Annotated in this window: 18 protein-coding genes; 15 read left to right on the top strand and 3 right to left on the bottom strand. The window is 63.5% G+C overall.

All coding sequences use genetic code 11. The features are described from left to right. The first annotated feature begins 21 nt into the window (after nt 1–21). The 6 genes from rpiA (at nt 22) to G568_RS0100480 (ending at nt 6108) form a co-directional block, all read left to right on the top strand. Nucleotides 22–810, top strand: a complete 789-nt coding sequence (gene rpiA / locus G568_RS0100505) for a ribose-5-phosphate isomerase RpiA (protein WP_026756197.1) — start codon at nt 22–24, stop codon at nt 808–810. A gap of 14 nt (nt 811–824) precedes the next feature. Beyond that, a complete protein-coding gene (gor, locus tag G568_RS0100500; RefSeq protein ID WP_026756196.1) occupies nt 825–2186 on the top strand; it encodes a glutathione-disulfide reductase in 1362 nt (453 codons plus the stop codon). Between the two features lie 69 nt (nt 2187–2255). Then, entirely contained in the window at nt 2256–3422 is a 1167-nt protein-coding gene (gene hflK / locus G568_RS0100495; RefSeq protein WP_026756195.1) for an FtsH protease activity modulator HflK, read from the top strand. Nucleotides 3423–3426: 4 nt separating this feature from the next. Then, entirely contained in the window at nt 3427–4305 is an 879-nt protein-coding gene (gene hflC / locus G568_RS0100490) for a protease modulator HflC (RefSeq protein ID WP_026756194.1), read from the top strand. Continuing rightward, nucleotides 4302–4493 (top strand): DUF2065 domain-containing protein, encoded by a 192-nt coding sequence (locus G568_RS0100485; RefSeq protein WP_026756193.1) that lies wholly within the window; start codon nt 4302–4304, stop codon nt 4491–4493. Before hflC ends, G568_RS0100485 begins: the two co-directional genes overlap by 4 nt. Before the next feature lie 193 nt (nt 4494–4686). Further along, nucleotides 4687–6108: a Do family serine endopeptidase gene (locus tag G568_RS0100480; RefSeq protein ID WP_037373433.1), complete on the top strand. Its 1422-nt coding sequence runs from the start codon at nt 4687–4689 to the stop codon at nt 6106–6108. A 157-nt stretch (nt 6109–6265) separates the two neighbouring features. Here G568_RS0100480 and G568_RS17910 read toward each other — a convergent pair whose 3' ends face one another. Further along, on the bottom strand, nt 6266–6802 hold the full coding sequence (locus tag G568_RS17910; protein WP_037373431.1) for a peptidoglycan-binding domain-containing protein: 537 nt from the start codon (nt 6800–6802) through the stop codon (nt 6266–6268). Between the two features lie 195 nt (nt 6803–6997). Between G568_RS17910 and G568_RS0100470 the strand changes: the two genes are divergently transcribed. Both G568_RS0100470 and G568_RS0100465 read left to right on the top strand, forming a co-directional pair. Further along, nucleotides 6998–7321, top strand: coding sequence for a 2Fe-2S iron-sulfur cluster-binding protein (locus G568_RS0100470; protein ID WP_026756191.1), 324 nt, complete (start codon nt 6998–7000; stop codon nt 7319–7321). Between the two features lie 3 nt (nt 7322–7324). Continuing rightward, on the top strand, nt 7325–8062 hold the full coding sequence (locus G568_RS0100465) for an FG-GAP repeat domain-containing protein (RefSeq protein WP_051202556.1): 738 nt from the start codon (nt 7325–7327) through the stop codon (nt 8060–8062). 49 nt (nt 8063–8111) lie between these two features. Here the strand turns inward: G568_RS0100465 and purD are convergent, their stop codons facing one another. Continuing rightward, nucleotides 8112–9374, bottom strand: coding sequence for a phosphoribosylamine--glycine ligase (purD, locus tag G568_RS0100460; RefSeq protein ID WP_026756189.1), 1263 nt, complete (start codon nt 9372–9374; stop codon nt 8112–8114). 94 nt (nt 9375–9468) lie between these two features. On the opposite strand from purD, the gene xseA reads away from it, so the two are divergent. The 6 genes from xseA to G568_RS0100430 all read left to right on the top strand — a co-directional run bounded on the left by xseA (nt 9469) and on the right by G568_RS0100430 (nt 13765). Next, complete coding sequence (xseA, locus tag G568_RS0100455; RefSeq protein WP_026756188.1) at nt 9469–10956, top strand: exodeoxyribonuclease VII large subunit; 1488 nt, start codon at nt 9469–9471, stop codon at nt 10954–10956. Nucleotides 10957–11038: 82 nt separating this feature from the next. Then, complete coding sequence (ccmA, locus tag G568_RS0100450) at nt 11039–11656, top strand: heme ABC exporter ATP-binding protein CcmA (protein ID WP_026756187.1); 618 nt, start codon at nt 11039–11041, stop codon at nt 11654–11656. Further along, the gene (gene ccmB, locus G568_RS0100445; protein ID WP_026756186.1) at nt 11653–12309 is read left to right on the top strand and encodes a heme exporter protein CcmB; all 657 of its coding nucleotides are present in this window, start codon (nt 11653–11655) and stop codon (nt 12307–12309) included. Before ccmA ends, ccmB begins: the two co-directional genes overlap by 4 nt. Before the next feature lie 43 nt (nt 12310–12352). Beyond that, nucleotides 12353–13084 carry a heme ABC transporter permease gene (locus G568_RS0100440; RefSeq protein WP_026756185.1) on the top strand — a complete coding sequence of 244 codons (732 nt, stop codon included), beginning with the start codon at nt 12353–12355 and terminating at the stop codon, nt 13082–13084. After that, entirely contained in the window at nt 13084–13245 is a 162-nt protein-coding gene (ccmD, locus tag G568_RS19865) for a heme exporter protein CcmD (protein WP_084627294.1), read from the top strand. Before G568_RS0100440 ends, ccmD begins: the two co-directional genes overlap by 1 nt. Beyond that, nucleotides 13235–13765, top strand: a complete 531-nt coding sequence (locus G568_RS0100430; RefSeq protein WP_245582849.1) for a DsbE family thiol:disulfide interchange protein — start codon at nt 13235–13237, stop codon at nt 13763–13765. Before ccmD ends, G568_RS0100430 begins: the two co-directional genes overlap by 11 nt. A gap of 505 nt (nt 13766–14270) precedes the next feature. Here G568_RS0100430 and acnA read toward each other — a convergent pair. Further along, nucleotides 14271–17024 carry an aconitate hydratase AcnA gene (gene acnA, locus G568_RS0100425; protein WP_026756183.1) on the bottom strand — a complete coding sequence of 918 codons (2754 nt, stop codon included), beginning with the start codon at nt 17022–17024 and terminating at the stop codon, nt 14271–14273. Between the two features lie 218 nt (nt 17025–17242). Here acnA and G568_RS0100420 point away from each other — a divergent pair, with 218 nt between their 5' ends. Then, nucleotides 17243–17968, top strand: a complete 726-nt coding sequence (locus G568_RS0100420; RefSeq protein WP_026756182.1) for a DUF1223 domain-containing protein — start codon at nt 17243–17245, stop codon at nt 17966–17968. The last annotated feature ends 51 nt before the right edge of the window (nt 17969–18019 follow it).

Here is an 18019-nt window from a genome sequence, read left to right as displayed (position 1 = left end):
TTCAAACCGAGGAGCCGCCCCATGTCCGGAGAACTGTCACCCATCGACAAGGCCAAGTTCGTCGCCGCCAAGCGGTCGGTCGATTTCGTCGAGGATGGAATGCGCGTTGGTCTTGGAACCGGCAGCACGGCGGCGTGGATGGTACGCTGTTTGGGCGAGCTGGTGCGCGAGGACGGCCTGAGGATCAAGGGCGTGCCTACCTCGACGCGCACGGCCGCGCTGGCGCGCGATGTGGGCATTGAGGTGATCAGCCTGGACGAGGCGAAGTGGCTGGACCTTACGATAGATGGCGCGGACGAAATCGACGGGGATCTGAACCTGATCAAGGGCGGCGGCGGCGCGCTTTTGCAAGAAAAGATCGTTGCCACGGCCAGCGACCAGATGGTCGTCATTGCCGATATCGGCAAGGAGGTCGAGACGCTGGGCGCGTTTCCACTTCCGGTTGAGGTTATCCCGTTTGGCTGGCAGACGACGAAGTCGCTGATCGAGGAGTTGCTGGTGTCGATGGACGTGCTGGGGCGCGATGTGACGCTGCGGATGAATAGCGATCACCCTTACGTCACGGACGAGGGAAATCATATCCTGGACCTGCACCTCAATCGCATTGGCAATGCGCGGCAGTTGGCGATGGTGCTCAACCAGATGCCGGGGGTCGTTGAAAACGGCTTGTTCATCGATATCTGTGACGCGGTCGTGATCGGCTATGGCGATGGCCGGGTCGAGACGCGCGATATCAATGACGGGACCGTGGAAAAGGACCGCCTCGATTTCGTTGAGAACGACAACCTGTTCACGGATTTGAACGACTGAAGGCAAGCAAGGCAATGGCATTCGACTATGATCTTTTCGTTATCGGTGGCGGCTCTGGCGGGGTGCGCGCGGCGCGTGTGGCCGCGCAAGGGGGCGCGCACGTGGCATTGGCCGAAGAGAGCCGCTATGGCGGGACCTGCGTGATCCGCGGATGCGTGCCCAAGAAGCTGATGGTTTTCGCCAGCGAGTTCGTCGATATCGTCGAGGATGCGCGCGCGTTCGGCTGGGATATCAGCCCGGGATCGTTTGATTGGCCCACCTTCCGGGGCAAGCTGCATGCCGAGCTGGACCGGCTGGAGGGCGTGTATCGCAAGCTGTTGGCCGGTAGCGGCGTTGAAACCTTTGACATGCGCGTGCGCGTGGCCGATGCGCACACGATTGAGCTATCGGACGGCACGCGCAAGAGCGCGCGGCACATCTTGCTGGCTATGGGGGGATGGCCCGTCAAACCCGGTATCGCGGGCGAGGAACTGGCGATCACGTCGAACGAGGTATTTCACCTCGATCATCTGCCTAAGCGGATGCTGGTCGTCGGCGGCGGCTATATCGCGTGCGAGTTTGCCTGCATCCTCAATGGCTTGGGTGTGGAGGTGACGCAATATTACCGCGGCGCGCAGGTGCTGCGCGGGTTCGATGACGAGGCGCGCGGCCTTGTCGCCGAGGAAATGCAGCAAAAGGGCGTGGAGTTGCACCTTGGGACCAACGTGCTTGAGATGAAGCGCGACGAGGCGTCGGGCAGCGTCTGGGTCAAGTCCACGAATGGCGACGAGCGCGAGTTCGATCAGGTCATGTTCGCCACCGGCCGCGCGCCGAATACGCGCGATATGGGGTTGCAGGATGTCGGCGTGGAGCTGGGCCGCAACGGCGAGGTGGTGGTGGATGCCTATTCACAATCCTCGGTGCCGTCGATCCATGCCATCGGCGATGTGACCGACCGCGTCAACCTTACGCCGGTGGCGATCCGCGAGGGCATGGCGTTCGTCGAGACGGTGTTCAACGGCAACCCGACGCCGGTCGATCACGACCTGATCCCGACCGCGATTTTCACGCAGCCCGAGATGGGCACCATCGGCCTGTCGGAAGAAGAGGCGCGCGAGCAAGAGCCGGTCGAGGTTTATTGCACCTCGTTCAAGCCGATGCAGCAGGCCTTTGCCGGGCGCAGTGACCGGGTGTTGATGAAGCTGATCGTCAGCCGGGAAAGCCGCAAGGTGCTGGGCTGTCACATCGTAGCACCCGGCGCGGGCGAGATGATCCAACTGGCCGGCATCGCCGTAAAGATGGGGGCCACGAAAGAGGACTTCGATCGCACCGTCGCGGTGCATCCCACCATGGCCGAGGAAATCGTTACAATGAAAGCGCCTGTTAGAACGGGTTGAAATCTGCCACGATCTGCACAGGTTATGAGGAGAAGCGAAACGTGAACACCAACAGGGGAAGATTCGCATATGGCTGGTAATTCAGGCGGCCCATGGGGCGGCGGTGGCGGAAACCGTGGCGGAGACGATGACCGCCGTCCGCCGCAAGGCGGAGGACGCCGCCCGCCGCAGGGCGAGGGGCCACAAATCCCGGAAATCGACGATCTGATGAAAAAGGGGCAAGAGCAATTGCGCGTCCTCATGGGCGGGCGCGGCGGCGATGGCCGCGGCGGCGGCCCCGGTGGCGGAGGGGGCCCCGGTTTCAACCGCGGCACCTTTGGCCTGGCGGCGCTGGTGGCCGTGGGCTTGTGGGCGTTCGCGAGCTTTTACACCGTCAAACCCGAAGAACAGTCCGTTGAGCTGTTTCTTGGCGAGTTCTCGTCGATCGGCAACCCGGGCCTGAATTTCGCGCCCTGGCCGTTGGTGACGGCGGAAGTGGTCAACGTCACGTCCGAGCGAACCGAGAACATCGGGCAGCGCAGCGGGACCGGGGACGGCCTGATGCTGACGACGGACGCGAATATCGTGGATATCGAGTTCCAGGTCGTCTGGAACATCAACGACCCGGCGAAACTGTTGTTCAACATCCGCGATCCGCAACTGACGGTTCAGGCGGTGTCCGAATCGGTGATGCGTGAGATCATCGCGGCTAGCACTCTGGGTCCGATTCTTAACCGCGATCGCGGCCTGATCGCAGATACGACCATGCAAGATATCCAGACGACGCTTAATGACTATGAAAGCGGCATCACCGTGGTGCGTGTAAACTTGGACAAGGCCGACCCGCCGAACGAGGTGATCGACAGCTTCCGCGAGGTGCAGGCCGCTGAGCAAGAGCGTGACCGTTTGCAACGTCGGGCAGATGCCTATGCCAACCGTGTCTTGGCCGAAGCCCGCGGTAATGCGGCTCAGGTTCTGCAAGATGCCGAAGGGTATCGCGCGCAGGTCGTCAACCAGGCGCTTGGTGATGCAAGTCGCTTCAACTCGGTTCTGGAGGAATTCAGCAAGGCTCCCGAGGTGACGCGCAAGCGGCTTTACCTGGAAACGATGGAGCGTGTACTTGGCTCTGTTGACAAGACAATCCTCGACAAGTCCGTTCTGGGCGGCGAGGGAGGTGGCGACGGGATCGTGCCATACCTTCCGCTGAACGAGATGCGCCGCAACCGCGCGACGACCACCACCGAGCAGGGGAACTAAGACCATGCGCAAGACAACACTCATATTGCCGCTCGTCGTGATCCTCGTGATAGCCGGGCTATCGTCGGTCTTTGTCGTGGACGAACGGGAAAAGGCGCTGGTCCTGCAATTCGGTCAGATCAAGTCGGTCAAGGAAGAACCGGGCCTGTCGTTCAAGATTCCGCTTATTCAGGAGGTGGTGCGTTACGATGCCCGCATTCTGTCGCTGGATACCGACACGATCGAAGTGACGCCGTCGGACGACCGCCGCCTTGTCGTGGACGCCTTTGCGCGCTACCGCATCGCCGACGTGGTGCAGTTCCGCCAGGCGGTTGGCGTTGGTGGCCTGCGGGCTGCGGAAGATCGGCTTTCATCGGTCCTGAACGCCCAGATCCGTGAGGTTCTGGGTGCCGATCAGGTGACATCCGACACCATCCTGTCCGAAGATCGCCGGAATTTGATGAACCGGATTCGTGATCAGTCGCGCACGAGCGCGCAAGGTCTGGGGCTGGACGTGGTTGACGTGCGGTTGAAGCAAACCAACCTGCCGACGCAGAACCTTGACGCGACATTCTCGCGGATGCGGGCCGAGCGTGAACGCGAAGCCGCGGACGAGATCGCCCGCGGTAAGGAAGCGGCGCAGCGTGTGCGCGCGCAGGCGGATCGTACGGTGACGGAAACCCTGTCCGAAGCCGAGCGCGAAGCGCAGGTGATCCGCGGTGAGGCCGACGCACGCAGGAATGCCGTTCTGGCCGAGGCGTATGGAAACGATGAAGAGTTCTTCGCGTTCTACCGTTCGCTTGAGGCCTACGAGAAAGCGTTGCAAGGGGATAACTCGTCCATGGTAATGACCCCCGATAGCGAGTTCTTCGACTACTTGCGCTCGGCGAACGCGTCGCAGTGATCGAAACGACGCTCTTGGCCCTTGGCCTGGTATTGATTGTGGAGGGGCTGGTGTACGCGCTGGCCCCTTCACTTGTTGAGCAATTGCTCGAAGCGCTGCGTGCTCTTCCTGTCGCGACGCGGCGTAACCTTGGGCTTGGTGCGCTGGCGATCGGGGTGATCATGGTGTGGGCCGCAAAATCACTTTAGACGCCCGGCGGTCCGCCGCCTGTCGTGGTAACAGCCACGTGAGAATAAGGCGGCGCATCTTTGCAATGGGTGCGGTATCTTCCTACATGAACCTAAAGGGATGAATCGGGGGCGTCACCGGGCATCTTGAGTATCAACGAGAGGAGAACACGCCGTGAGACAACAAAGAAGTGCAGTGTCGCGCGCAGAGGTCATGACCACGTTGCGGCCCTACTGGATCATGCTGATGGGCCTGATCGTAACGCTTGCCATGGCGATGCCGGCAGCCGCCCGGCCCGATAGCTTTTCCGATCTCGCCGACAAGGTAAGCCCTTCGGTTGTCAACATCACCACCTCAACCATGGTCGCGGAGCGATCCGGGCCGGGGGCCATCGTGCCCGAGGGCAGCCCGTTCGAGGAGTTCTTCCGCCAGTTTCAAGATCGCAATAACCCTGAGGGGCGGCCGCGCCGCCGGTCGGCGCTGGGCTCCGGGTTCGTGGTTTCTGAGGATGGCTATATCGTCACGAACAACCACGTGATCGATGGCGCGGATGAGATCCTTGTCGAGTTTTTCGAGGGCGAGTCGCTTGATGCGACGGTTGTCGGGACGGACCCGAAAACCGATATCGCGCTGCTGAAGGTCGATGCCGACAAGGCGCTTCCGTTCGTCAGCTTTGCCGATAGCGACACCGCCCGCGTTGGCGATTGGGTGCTGGCCGTGGGCAACCCGTTGGGGCAGGGCTTTTCCGTGAGCGCGGGGATCGTGTCCGCGCGCAACCGGGCGCTGTCGGGGACGTACGACGACTATATCCAGACCGACGCCGCCATTAACCGCGGCAACTCGGGCGGTCCGCTGTTCAACATGAATGGCAAGGTCGTCGGCGTGAACACCGCGATCCTGTCGCCGAATGGCGGCTCGATCGGGATCGGCTTTTCGATGGCGTCCAACGTGGTCAGCCGCGTGATCGACCAGCTCAAGGAATACGGCGAAACCCGCCGTGGCTGGCTTGGGGTTCGTATTCAGGACGTCAGCGACGATGTCGCCGAGGCGATGGAGATGGATGACACGCGCGGTGCGTTGGTGACCGACGTGCCTGAAGGCCCGGCCGCCGAGGCGGGCATGAAGCAAGGCGATGTCATCTTGTCCTTCGACGGGCGCGAGGTGACTGACACACGCGAGTTGGTGCGCGTCGTTGGCAACACCGAGGTCGGGAAAACCGTGCGCGTTGTGATCTATCGCGATGGCGCGACGAAGACCCTGAAGGTGACGCTTGGGCGCCGCGAAGAGGCCGAAGCCGCAGCGGTGCCGGCCGCGCAGCCGATGGACGAGCCGGGTCAGGCCACCATCATGGGCCTCAAGCTTAGCGTGCTCACCGAGGAGCTGCGCCAGAAGCTGGAGCTTGGCGACAGGGCCAACGGGCTGGTCGTGATGGATGTTGATCAGGCGTCGGAGGCGTATGAAAAGGGCTTGCGCGCCGGGGATCTTATCACCGAGGCGGGCCAGCAAACCCTGACGCGCATCGATGATTTCCAGGACCGGATCGAAGCCGCGCGCGAAGCGGGGCGCAAATCGCTGCTCCTGCTCGTGCGCCGCGCGGGCGAGCCGCGCTTTGTGGCGCTGTCGGTGGTTGAATAACTGCGATTGCCGCGAGTTTGTGCATTGGAAGGGGCTGGCCTTGGTTGGGCCAGCCCTTTGTAGTTCGTGGTCTTGAGCGACAGCTGAGGGGCCGCGCGTCGACGCGCGGCGCCCTGCTGGGCGCTAATTCGCACAGGGCGCCCATTTCCACGGAGGTCTATTCCTCTGCGCCGGGCCTTTGCACGGGCGCCAGGCCAAGCGTGCGCGCGGTTTGCAGGGTCAGGATGTCGGTATCCAGGCCATTTGCCTTTTGAAATCGGCGGATGGCGGTGCGGGTGCGGGCATCCATGCGGCCATGTGCCTCTCCGCGATAGTGTCCGCGTACCTTCAGCGCGCGCTGCACCGACGCGATCAGCTCTGGCGTCAGGTCGGGCGCGCAGAGCGTCTCGAACCAGGTTTCGCTACGCTCACGTGTTATCTTGGTGCGGGTCTCCGTGCGGTATATCGCCGGCTCGAGCACGGTGCCATCGGTCATGACCTGCGGTGGTTGCACCATGACTTGCTCTGTCACCGTTTCGACCCGGGCGGGCGTCACGGTCTTGCCCCAGCAGGTGCCATCGGGCGCGCCCGGCGGGGCGGTCTGGGTCTGGCGGATCAGTTCGGTTCGTGCCTGGGACTCCCCGGTCGACGAGGGTTGCACGCAGCCAGCCAAGCCAACGCTGGCCATAACGATCATGGAAACGGGGCGTACCATCTGCTCGGGCCTCTCTGCGGGCGTTGCATTGGTTCTACCCGGTTTTGCCGGTTCGGGAAAGCGTGGTGCCGCCCGGATACCGCAACTTGTCGATATTGCGCCGGGGACGCGGGCGGTGCGCGGTGGTAATGGGGCTGGAATGACGCGGTTTGCTTGACTAAGTAGGGCAGAGATTCAGCATAGGAAAGCGGCGAAATGGCAAAGATCACCTATATCGAGCATAACGGCACCGAACACGTCGTTGACGTGGCTAATGGCCTGACCGTGATGGAGGGCGCGCGCGATAACAACATCCCCGGGATCGAGGCGGATTGCGGCGGCGCCTGCGCCTGTTCCACCTGCCACGTCTACGTGCATCCCGATTGGGTCGAGAAATTGCCCGCGCGCGATGACATGGAAGAGGACATGCTTGATTTTGCGTATGAGCCGGACCCCGAGCGCTCGCGCCTGACCTGCCAGATCAAGGTGAGCGATGCGCTTGATGGTCTGGTTGTGCAGATGCCCGAAAAGCAGATCTGAGCAATGGTGGCGCCGCGTCTTCTGTCGGCGGTGATGGGCGTGTGGCTTGCGCTCATGCTGCTGCCCGGGGCGGCGCAGGCGTCGGAGACATGGCTTGGTTCGACGGGGGCCCGGTTCGAGGCGCCGACGCACCGCTATGGGCACGGTATCATGGGAGATTTGCCCGAATGGGGGCGGCTTTGCCTGCTCCAAAAGGGTGAGCGGATTTGCGTGACGCTACCTGAAACCCGCGTGTTCGAGGATGTCGCGCCGCGCCTTGCCGATCTTGATCACGATGCGGTGCCCGAGATCGTGGTGGTGGAAAGCAGCGTTGCGCGCGGCGCGGCGCTTACCGTCTACAGGCTGCAAGATGGCAGGCTAAACCGCATCGCCACCCCGCCGATTGGCCGGCGCAACCGCTGGCTGGCGCCGGTGGGGATTGCCGATCTGGATGGCGACGGCGCGGTTGAGATCGCCTATATCGACCGCCCCCATTTGGCAAAACGCCTGCGTGTCTGGCGCTTTGCTGGCGGGGCGTTGACACATGTGGCGGATCGCGAAGGGCTGACCAACCACCGTATCGGGTGGGAGGTCATCCCCGGTGGCATTCGTCATTGCGGCGGCGCGCCCGAGATGGTCACGGCCAGCGCGGATTGGTCCGCGGTCACGGTGAGCACGCTGCGCGATGGCCGTATCAGAACGCGCGAGATTGGACCCTATACCGGCCCCGGTAGCCTGAATTCCGCGGTGAGTTGCCCTTGAGGTGCCTGGCTTTGGGGCGCAGGGGGCGGCGCATTGCCGGTTCCGGCCCTCAAAGCGCGCGCCAGCCGATATCGCGGCGGCAGAACCCTTCGGGCCAATCGATGCGGTCGATCATGTCATAGACCCGCTCGCGCGCCTGCGACAGGCTTTCGCCGCGCGCCGTCACGTTCAGGACCCGCCCGCCGGAGGCAACAAAACGGCCGTCGCGGCGGCTGGTTCTCGCGTGAAAGCAGATCTCGTTGCTGGTCTCGGGCAGATCCTCGAGGCCGTTGATCACGCTACCCTTCTCATACGCCCCGGGATACCCGTCTGCGGCCATGACCACGGTCATCGCGTGATCGTCGGCCCAGTTGACCCGGCACTCGGCCAGCTGTCCGGCGGCGGCGGCTTGCATCAGATCAAGCGCCTGCGCGCCCATTCTGAGCATGAGCACCTGCGCCTCGGGATCGCCGAAGCGCACGTTGTATTCCACCAGCCGCGGCTTGCCGTTTTGAATCATCAACCCCGCGTAGAGAACGCCGCGATAGGGGGTGCCGCGCCGGGCCAGTTCGGCCACGGTGGGGCGAATGATGCGGTCAAGGGCCTCTTGCGCGACCGCGTCGGTCAGGATCGGCGCGGGCGAATAGGCGCCCATGCCGCCGGTGTTGGGGCCGGTGTCGCCCTCGCCGACGCGCTTGTGATCCTGGGCGGTGCCGATTGGCAGGACGTCCTCGCCATCCACCAGGACGAAGAATGACGCCTCTTCGCCCTGCATGAATTCCTCGATCACGACCTCGGCGCCGGCTTCGCCAAATTCGCCGCCGAACATGTCGTCGATGGCTTCGAGCGCCTGATCGACGGTTTCGGCAACGATCACCCCTTTGCCAGCCGCCAGCCCATCGGCCTTGACCACGATGGGCGCGCCTTGGGTGTTGATGTAGTCGCGCGCCGCTGCCGCGTCGGTAAAGCGCGCATAAGCCGCCGTCGGGGCGCCGGTCGCGTCGCAGATTTCCTTGGTGAACGCCTTGGAGGCCTCAAGCCGCGCCGCTGCGGCATCGGGGCCGAACACCAGAAGGCCCGCATCGCGCAGTCGGTCGGCCACCCCGGCGGCCAGCGGCGCCTCTGGGCCGATGATCACGAACTCGATTGCGTTTTCCTCGCAAAAGGCAACAACGGCGGCCCCGTTTTCGATATCCAGGGTGGCGCAATCGGCGATCTCGGCTATGCCCGCGTTCCCCGGCGCCACGATCAGCTTGTCGCATTTGGGGTTTTGCATCACAGCCCAGGCCAGCGCGTGTTCGCGCCCGCCGCCACCGAGGATCAGGATGTTCATTGCGCTCTCCCGCTTGGACTTCGATCAGGGGCGTTCTAAGGTGGCGGGCATCGGGACACAAGCGCCAGACGGTGGAACCACGAAGGACCTGCCCATGTCAGACCTGATTGAAGACGACGCGAAAGGCGACAACGCCCCGGAATTCAGCGTGACCGAGCTATCCGGGGCGATCAAGCGCGTGATCGAAGGGGAGTTCGGCCATGTCCGCCTGCGCGGTGAGATTGGGCGCGTGGCGCGGCCGCGATCGGGGCATCTTTACCTTGATCTGAAGGATGATCGGTCGGTCATTGCCGGGGTCATCTGGAAGGGGGTCGCCGCGCGCCTGACGACGCAGCCGGAAGAGGGCATGGAGGTGATCGCGACCGGCCGCATCACGACCTTTGGCGGGCAATCCAAGTACCAGATCGTGATCGAGGATATTCAGCCAGCCGGGCAGGGTGCCCTGATGGCGATGCTTGAGAAGCGCAAGAAGAAGCTGGCCGCAGAGGGCCTTTTCGAGGATGCGCACAAACGAGAACTGCCGTTCCTGCCCGATGTGATCGGGGTGGTGACATCGCCCTCGGGGGCGGTGATCCGCGATATCCTGCACCGCCTGCGCGAGCGGTTTCCGCGCAAGGTGCTGATCTGGCCGGTTGCCGTGCAGGGGGCCGCCTGTGCCCCCGAGGTGGTCCGTGCGATTCGCGGGTTCAACGCGCTTACGCCCGGCGGCGCGGTGCCGCGGCCCGATGTGTTGATCGTGGCGCGGGGTGGCGGATCGATCGAGGATTTATGGGGCTTCAACGAAGAAGAGGTGGCGCGCGCGGCGTTCGCGTCGGAGATCCCTTTGATCTCGGCGGTAGGGCATGAGACCGACACGACGCTGATTGATTTCGTCTCGGACCGCCGGGCCCCGACGCCATCGGCGGCGGCGGAAATCGCGGTGCCGGTGCGGATGGATTTGCTGGCGTGGGTGGACGGGCAATCCTCGCGCCTGGTTCGTGCCTTGACGGGGCTGGTCAGCCAACGGGGGCAGCGCCTGCGCGATCTGTCGCGGGCCATGCCGCGCGCCGAGCGGTTGCTGGACGGGCCGCGCCAGCGGCTTGATACTTGGGCGGACAGGTTGCCGGCGGCGTTGGTGCGGTCGGTGCAGTTGCGCCGCGTGCGTTTGTCCGACAGCGCGGGCGGGTTGCGGCCGGGGCTTTTGCGCCGTGCTGTGCAATCGGATGCGCGGCGCCTGCGGGATACGGCCGCGCGCATGAACCTGCATGCGCTCAGGGCCGATCTGAGGCGGCGCAACACCGATCTGGACAAGATCAGCCGCCGCTTTCACGCGGCCGCGCAGCGGCAGGCCGAGGATTGGCGCAAGCGGCTGGATGCGACCGAGCGGCTGCGCGAAACCCTTGGCTACGAGGCGACATTGGCGCGCGGGTACGTGGTGGTGTGGGGCGACGGACAGGTGCAAACGCGCAAGGCCTCGGCGGAAAAGGCCAGCATGCTGGAGCTGCAATTCGCGGATGGGCGTATGCGGATCGGGGGGCGTGCCCCGGCGCGCAAGGCCAAGCGATCGGACGATACGCCGCCCGAGCAGGGGAGCCTTTTGTGACTGGCGGGCAGCGGCGTAAATGTCGCGCATGGGGACCGATCCGCGACTTTCGCATGCGGGTGCAATAGGATAAATCATCGGCATGGAATTATCGGTTCAGGATCTGAGCGTGACGCGCGGCGGCGTGCCGGTGCTTGAGGGCGTCACCTTTTGCATCGCGAGCGGCGAGGCGCTGATCCTGCGCGGGCCCAACGGGATTGGCAAGACGACGCTGCTGCGCACGGTGGCGGGGCTGCAGCCGCCGCTGCGCGGGCATATCGGGCTGGAGCGCGAGGCGATGGCCTATGCCGCGCACGCCGATGGGATCAAGAGCACGCTTTCGGTGCGCGAAAACCTTGGGTTCTGGGCGGACGTGTTTGCCACGGGCGACATCGCGCCGGCGTTGGAGGCGTTCCACCTGACCGCGCTGGCAGACCGAGTGGCCGGGGGGCTGTCGGCGGGGCAGAAACGGCGCTTGGGGCTGGCGCGGATGGTCGTGACCGGGCGACCGGTTTGGGTTCTGGACGAGCCGACGGTGTCGTTGGACACGGAGGCGGTTGCGCTATTCGCGCAGGCGGTTCGCGCGCATCTGGCTGGCGGGGGATTGGCCTTGATGGCGACGCATATCGACCTGGGATTGAGCGAGGCGCGCGTTCTGGAAATGGGCACATTCAAGGCCAAGGCGCCGGACCCCGATGATTTTGATGGAGCGTTCTTGTGATCGCATTGTTGACACGGGATTTGCGGCTGGCGGTGCGGGCTGGCGGCGGGTTTGGCCTTGGCCTTGCGTTTTTCCTGATCGTTGTCACGCTGGTCCCGTTCAGCGTGGGGCCGGAGAATGCGCTTTTGTCGGAGATCGCACCGGGGATCCTGTGGCTGGGGGCGTTGCTGGCGTGTTTGTTGTCGCTGGACAGGATATTCGCGCTGGATTGGGAGGATGGATCGCTTGATCTGCTGGCGACCTCGCCGGTGCCGATGGAGGCGCTTGTCAGCATCAAGGCGTTGGCGCATTGGCTTACCACGGGCTTGCCGTTGATCGTGGCGACGCCGGTCTTCGCGCTACTGCTCAGCCTTCCGCAGGCGGGGTATGTGCCGCTGGTTCTGTCGCTGTTCCTGGGGACGCCGGCGCTTAGCGTGATCGGCACGTTCGGCGCGGCGCTGACGGTGGGGATCAAGCGGGGTGGGTTGCTGTTGTCGTTGCTGGTGCTGCCGCTTTACGTTCCGACGTTGATTTTCGGGGCCGAGATGGCGCGGCGCGGGGCGTTGGGGTTGGATATGAAAACGGCGATGATGATGCAGGCAGGGATCAGTTTCGGGGTGATCGCCCTTTTGCCCTTCGCATCGGCGGCTGTGCTCAGGGTAAATCTGCGCTAAGGATGAATGCGCCCGCGTGGGCGCACCAAGAGGGAGACAAGACATGGCGTCGATCTGGCAATATGCAAATCCGCGGAAGTTCATTCAGACGACCGACCGGGTCTTGCCATGGATCGCGGGCGCGGCGCTGGTGGCGCTGATTGTCGGTCTTGTCTGGGGGTTCTTTTTCACCCCCGAGGATTACCGGCAGGGATCGACCGTCAAGATCATCTACCTGCACGTGCCAAGCGCGTTGATGGCGATCAACGGGTGGATCATGATGCTGGCGGCGTCGCTGATCTGGATCGTTCGGCGGCACCACGTCAGCGCGCTGGCGGCGCGGGCGGCGGCGCCTGTGGGGGCGACGATGACGGTGATCGCGCTGGTCACCGGCGCCATATGGGGGCAGCCGATGTGGGGCACATGGTGGGCGTGGGATCCGCGGCTGACTTCGTTTTTGATCCTGTTCCTGTTTTACCTGGGCTACATGGCGCTTTGGGCCGCGATCGAAAATGACGATACCGCCGCCGATCTGACCAGTGTTCTGTGCCTGGTCGGGTCGGTGTTTGCCGTGTTGTCGCGCTACGCGGTCAATTTCTGGAACCAAGGGCTGCATCAGGGGGCGTCGCTGTCGCTGGACAAGGAAGAGAACGTGGCGGACGTGTTTTATTTCCCGTTGTTGTTGTGCATCGCGGGGTTCGTGCTTCTGTTCATCGCCCTTGTATTTCTCAGGACGCAAACCGAGATCAGGGCAAGGCGAATGCGCGCGCTGCTGGTTAGAGAGAGGTTGGGTTGATGATGCCGGATCTGGGCAAATACGCGGAGGCGGTCCTGTCGTCCTACGCGATTTCGATTGCACTGCTTGCGGTGTTGGTCATCGCCAGCGTCGTGCGCGCTCGGCGGGTGAAGCGGGACCTGGAAAGCACCGAGAAAAGGGGTCGCAACCATGCGGATTAGGCCGATGATGCTGGCGCCGCCTTTGATCTTTGCGGCAATAGCCGCGATTTTCTGGGTGGGCATGGCGCGCGAGAACCCTGATGAGCTGCCATCGGCGCTCACCGGTCAGCCGGCGCCTGCGGTCGAGGTGATACCTCTTGGGCAGGCTCCGGTTTTCGGGGACGACGATCTGCGCAGCGGCGAGGCGCGATTGGTCAACTTTTGGGCGTCGTGGTGTGTACCTTGCCGGGCCGAGCATCCCAATCTTGAGAAGCTGGCCGCTGACGGCGTGACGATCTACGGCGTCAACTACAAGGACAAGCCGAACGACGCGCTTGGCTTTCTGGAAGAGCTGGGCAACCCGTTTGCCGCCATTGGCGCGGACGCCGATGGCAAGATGGGGATAAACTGGGGGGTGTACGGTGTGCCGGAAACCTACCTGATCGACGGCGAGGGGCGTATCGTGCTGCGGCACGCGGGGCCCATCACGCAGCGCGTCATTGACAACAAGCTGCGCCCCGCGATGGAGACGCTTGAGTAACATCATTGCGGTGCAGGTTGCGGTAAGTGGTGCAGACAGCCGATCCCGACGCTCGTAGTGACAACGACCGTTCCGAGCCCTTTGTGACGGACCAGGTTGGCACGGTATTGGCAACGTATGGCCTGTTGCTGCCGTTGAGGCTTGGCCCAATGCGCGGAATAGAGGCGCGCTTGCGCGCCGCCGCGCAGCGCCCGACCGCCCCCTCGGGCGGGCGCTTTTGCGAGCGCTTCAAGCTACTGATAACGAAGAAGTATTTGGCTAGCATAAAGCACGCAACACAATCGTTGCAGCGCCCACCCGGCGGCCGGGCACTGCGCGGCTCCTCACCCGTCCGCCCAAGGTCAGCTTAACCGCGTCCAGAATAGACCCGAACGCCCACTTTGGTCCCGCATAGCCTCTACGCGCCATGGTTTCGTGATCACACGGAGTTTCGCCCAAGCGAGCACCGTTCACGGTAAAGCCCCGGCCGCATCGACCGGGGCTTTGACTTGCGCGGTGCCCTTGATCAGGCCGAGCGCGCCAGGTTGCGCAGAACGTAGTGCAGCACGCCGCCGTTCTCGACATATTCCTTCTCGACGCCGGTATCGATGCGGCACTTCAACTGGATCGTCTTTTCGGTGCCGTCCTCGTAGGTGATGGTGCAGGGCACCTCGGACATTGGCTTGAAATCGCCCTCAAGCCCGGTGATCGAAACCGTCTCATTGCCGGTCAGGCCCAGTGTCTTGCGCGTGTCGCCGCCGGTGAACTCGAACGGGATCACGCCCATGCCAACGAGGTTCGAGCGGTGAATGCGCTCGAAGCTTTCCGCGATCACGGCCTTGACGCCCAGAAGGGCGGTGCCCTTGGCGGCCCAGTCGCGGCTTGAGCCCGCGCCATAGAGCTCACCACCGAACACGACCAGCGGCGTGCCCTGATCCTGATAGGCCATGGCCGCGTCATAGATCGAGGTTTGCTCGCCATCGGGGCCCTTGGTGTAGCCGCCTTCTACACCGTCCAGCATCTCGTTGCGGATGCGGATGTTGGCGAAGGTGCCGCGCATCATGACCTCGTGGTTGCCGCGGCGCGAGCCGTAGGAGTTGAACTCGCGCACGGGCACCTGGCGTTCCTTGAGGTACTGGCCGGCGGGGGTGCTTTCCTTGAAGGCACCTGCGGGGCTGATGTGGTCGGTGGTGACCATATCGCCCAACACCGCCAGGATGCGCGCGCCCTTGACGTCCGAGATGCTGCCCGGCTCGGTGCTCATGCCCTGGAAATAGGGCGGGTTCTGCACGTAAGTGCTTTCGGGCGGCCAGTTGTAGGTTTCGCCGGTTGTGGTTTCGACCGACTGCCACTTGTCGTCGCCCTTGAACACGTCGGCATATTTCGACTGGAACGCCTCGCGCGTGACGGTGCGATCCACCAACTCCTTGATCTCTTCAAGGGTGGGCCAGATGTCCTGCATGTAGACGTCATTGCCATCCTTGTCCTTGCCGATCGGCTCGCTTGTCAGGTCGATGTTCATGTCCCCGGCGAGTGCGTAGACGACAACCAGCGGCGGGCTGGCGAGGTAGTTCGCGCGCACATCGGGGCTGATACGGCCCTCGAAGTTGCGGTTGCCCGACAGGACGGATGTGGCGATCAGGTCGTTGTCGTGGATCGCCTTGGAAATCTCGGGCTGAAGCGGGCCGGAGTTACCGATGCACGTAGTGCAGCCATAGCCCACGAGGTTGAAGCCGATGGCATCCAGGTCTTCCTGCAAGTTTGCCGCCTCGAGGTAGTCGGACACCACTTGCGAGCCGGGCGCGAGCGAGGTCTTGACCCAGGGCTTGCGGGTCAGGCCCAATTCGCGCGCTTTGCGGGCGACAAGGCCCGCGCCGATCATCACGTAGGGGTTTGACGTGTTGGTGCAGGAGGTGATCGAGGCGATCACGACCGAGCCGTCGCGCAGCTCATAATCTTCGCCCTCAACCTTGGCCGATTTGCGCGGGTCGATCATCGCGTCGGGGGCCGGCCCCTCGGAGGCCATGTCGCATGCGGCGGTGCCTTCGTCTTCGCCGCGGTACTCGGCCACGACGTTGAAAAAGCTGTTGGAGGCATCGGTGAGCGGGGTATGGTCCTGCGGACGTTTCGGCCCCGAGATCGCGGGCACGACATCGCCCATATCCAGGCTCAGCGTGTCGGTATAAACGGGGTTGTACGCGCTGTCGCGCCAGAGGCCGTTTTCCTTGGCATAAGCTTCGACAAGGGCAATGCCATCCTTGTCGCGGCCGGTTTGCTCAAGATACCTCAGCGTTTCGTCGTCCACCGGGAAGAAGCCACATGTCGCGCCATATTCGGGGGCCATGTTGGCGATGGTGGCGCGATCCGCCAGCGGCAAGTGATCGAGGCCGTCGCCGTAGAATTCGACGAACTTGCCGACTACGCCCTTTTTGCGCAGCAGTTCCACGACCTTGAGCACCAGGTCCGTGCCGGTGGTGCCTTCGACCATGGCGCCGGTCAGCTCGAACCCGACAACCTCGGGGATGAGCATCGAGATCGGCTGTCCCAGCATCGCGGCCTCGGCTTCGATGCCGCCGACACCCCAGCCCAGAACGGCAAGACCGTTGATCATGGTGGTGTGGCTGTCCGTGCCCACCAGCGTGTCGGGGTAGGCGACTGTTTCGCCGTGCTGATCCTCGTCCGACCACACGGTTTTCGCCAGGTATTCGAGGTTGACCTGGTGGCAAATGCCGGTGCCCGGCGGCACGACGCGGAAGTTGTTGAATGCGCCCTGACCCCATTTCAGGAACTGGTAGCGTTCCATGTTCCGCTCGTATTCGCGGTCGACGTTCATTTGGAACGCGCGGGGATTGCCGAACTCGTCGATCATCACGCTGTGGTCAATGACCAGGTCCACGGGGTTGAGCGGGTTGATCTTTTGCGCGTTGCCGCCAAGGGCCTTGATGCCGTCACGCATCGCGGCAAGGTCAACCACCGCCGGAACCCCGGTGAAGTCCTGCATGAGAACGCGGGCGGGGCGATAGGCGATCTCGCGCGGGTTGCGGCCGTCATTGGTGGCCCATTCCCCGAAGGCCTTGATGTCGTCCACCGACACGGTGCGGCCGCCATCCTCAAACCGAAGCATGTTTTCCAGCACAACCTTGAGCGCAGCGGGGAGGCGGGTGAAATCGCCCAGACCGGCCGCTTGTGCGGCAGGGATCGAGTAGTAGGCGACCGATTGGTCTCCGACCGTCAGCGTCTTGCGCGTTCCGGTGGTATCTGTTCCGACTGTGATAGGCATCTCGTGGCCTCCCTCTGGCAGGTATGAAAGGGGTTCGCTGACGTGCTTCTGCCCGATGCGCAGGCTGCGATCAAGGGGGATGCGCCCAGAATGTATACCATTGCACACTAAAAGTCCAGATCAGCGAGTGCGACAGCCGGATCGCAAAACGTTGATTGGCCTTCCGGGCATGTTGCGCCTAGTGTGCGAGGCATAGACTGTAATGGAGTGATGCGAGAATGCGAGGCCTGAAAGCGTGGGCAACTGCGGGTGCATTGATCTTGGGGCTTGGGGCCGGTGCGGCCGCGGCGCAGGGCGATGCGGATCGCGGCCCGGTCGTGGTGGAGCTGTTTACATCGCAAGGTTGCTCGTCTTGTCCGCCCGCGGATGCACTTCTGGCCGAGTTGGCCAAGCGTGAGGGTGTTTTGGCGCTGGCGCTGCATGTCGATTATTGGGATTACATCGGCTGGAAAGACAGTTTCGGCGACCCGGCGCACACAAGGCGGCAAAAGGCTTATGCGAGCGCGGGTGGACGGAGGTCGATCTATACGCCCCAGATGATTGTTCAGGGGGCGCAGCATGTCGTTGGCACACAGCCGCAGAACGTGCGCGACCTGATTACCAGCCACGCAAGCGACCCGGCCTTGATCGCGCTACGCGTGGAGCGCACGGGGGTTGGTAAGCTGCGGATCAGTGCGCGGGTGAGCGACCCGTCGTTGAACGGCGCGGCGCTGGTGCAGGTGATACGCTATGAGCCCAGTGAGACGGTGAAGATTACCAAGGGCGAGAATGCCGGCCGCACGATGACATATACCAATATCGTGACCAACTGGTCCCTGCTGGGCGAGTGGGACATGAAGCAGCCTTTCAACGCCACGGCAGAGCTAAAAGGCGCGCGCCCGGCCGCGATCATCGTTCAGCGGAAGGGCCCGGGCGAAATTCTGGCGGCACGGCGCCTGCGATAAGCCCCGAAACCAAAATGCACATCATTCACATTTTCCCCCCGGATCCCTTGC

Origin of the sequence: Sediminimonas qiaohouensis DSM 21189 (genome assembly GCF_000423645.1) — a bacterium.
Taxonomy (GTDB): Bacteria; Pseudomonadota; Alphaproteobacteria; order Rhodobacterales; family Rhodobacteraceae; genus Sediminimonas; species Sediminimonas qiaohouensis.
This window is presented reverse-complemented; position numbering and strand designations above follow the sequence as displayed.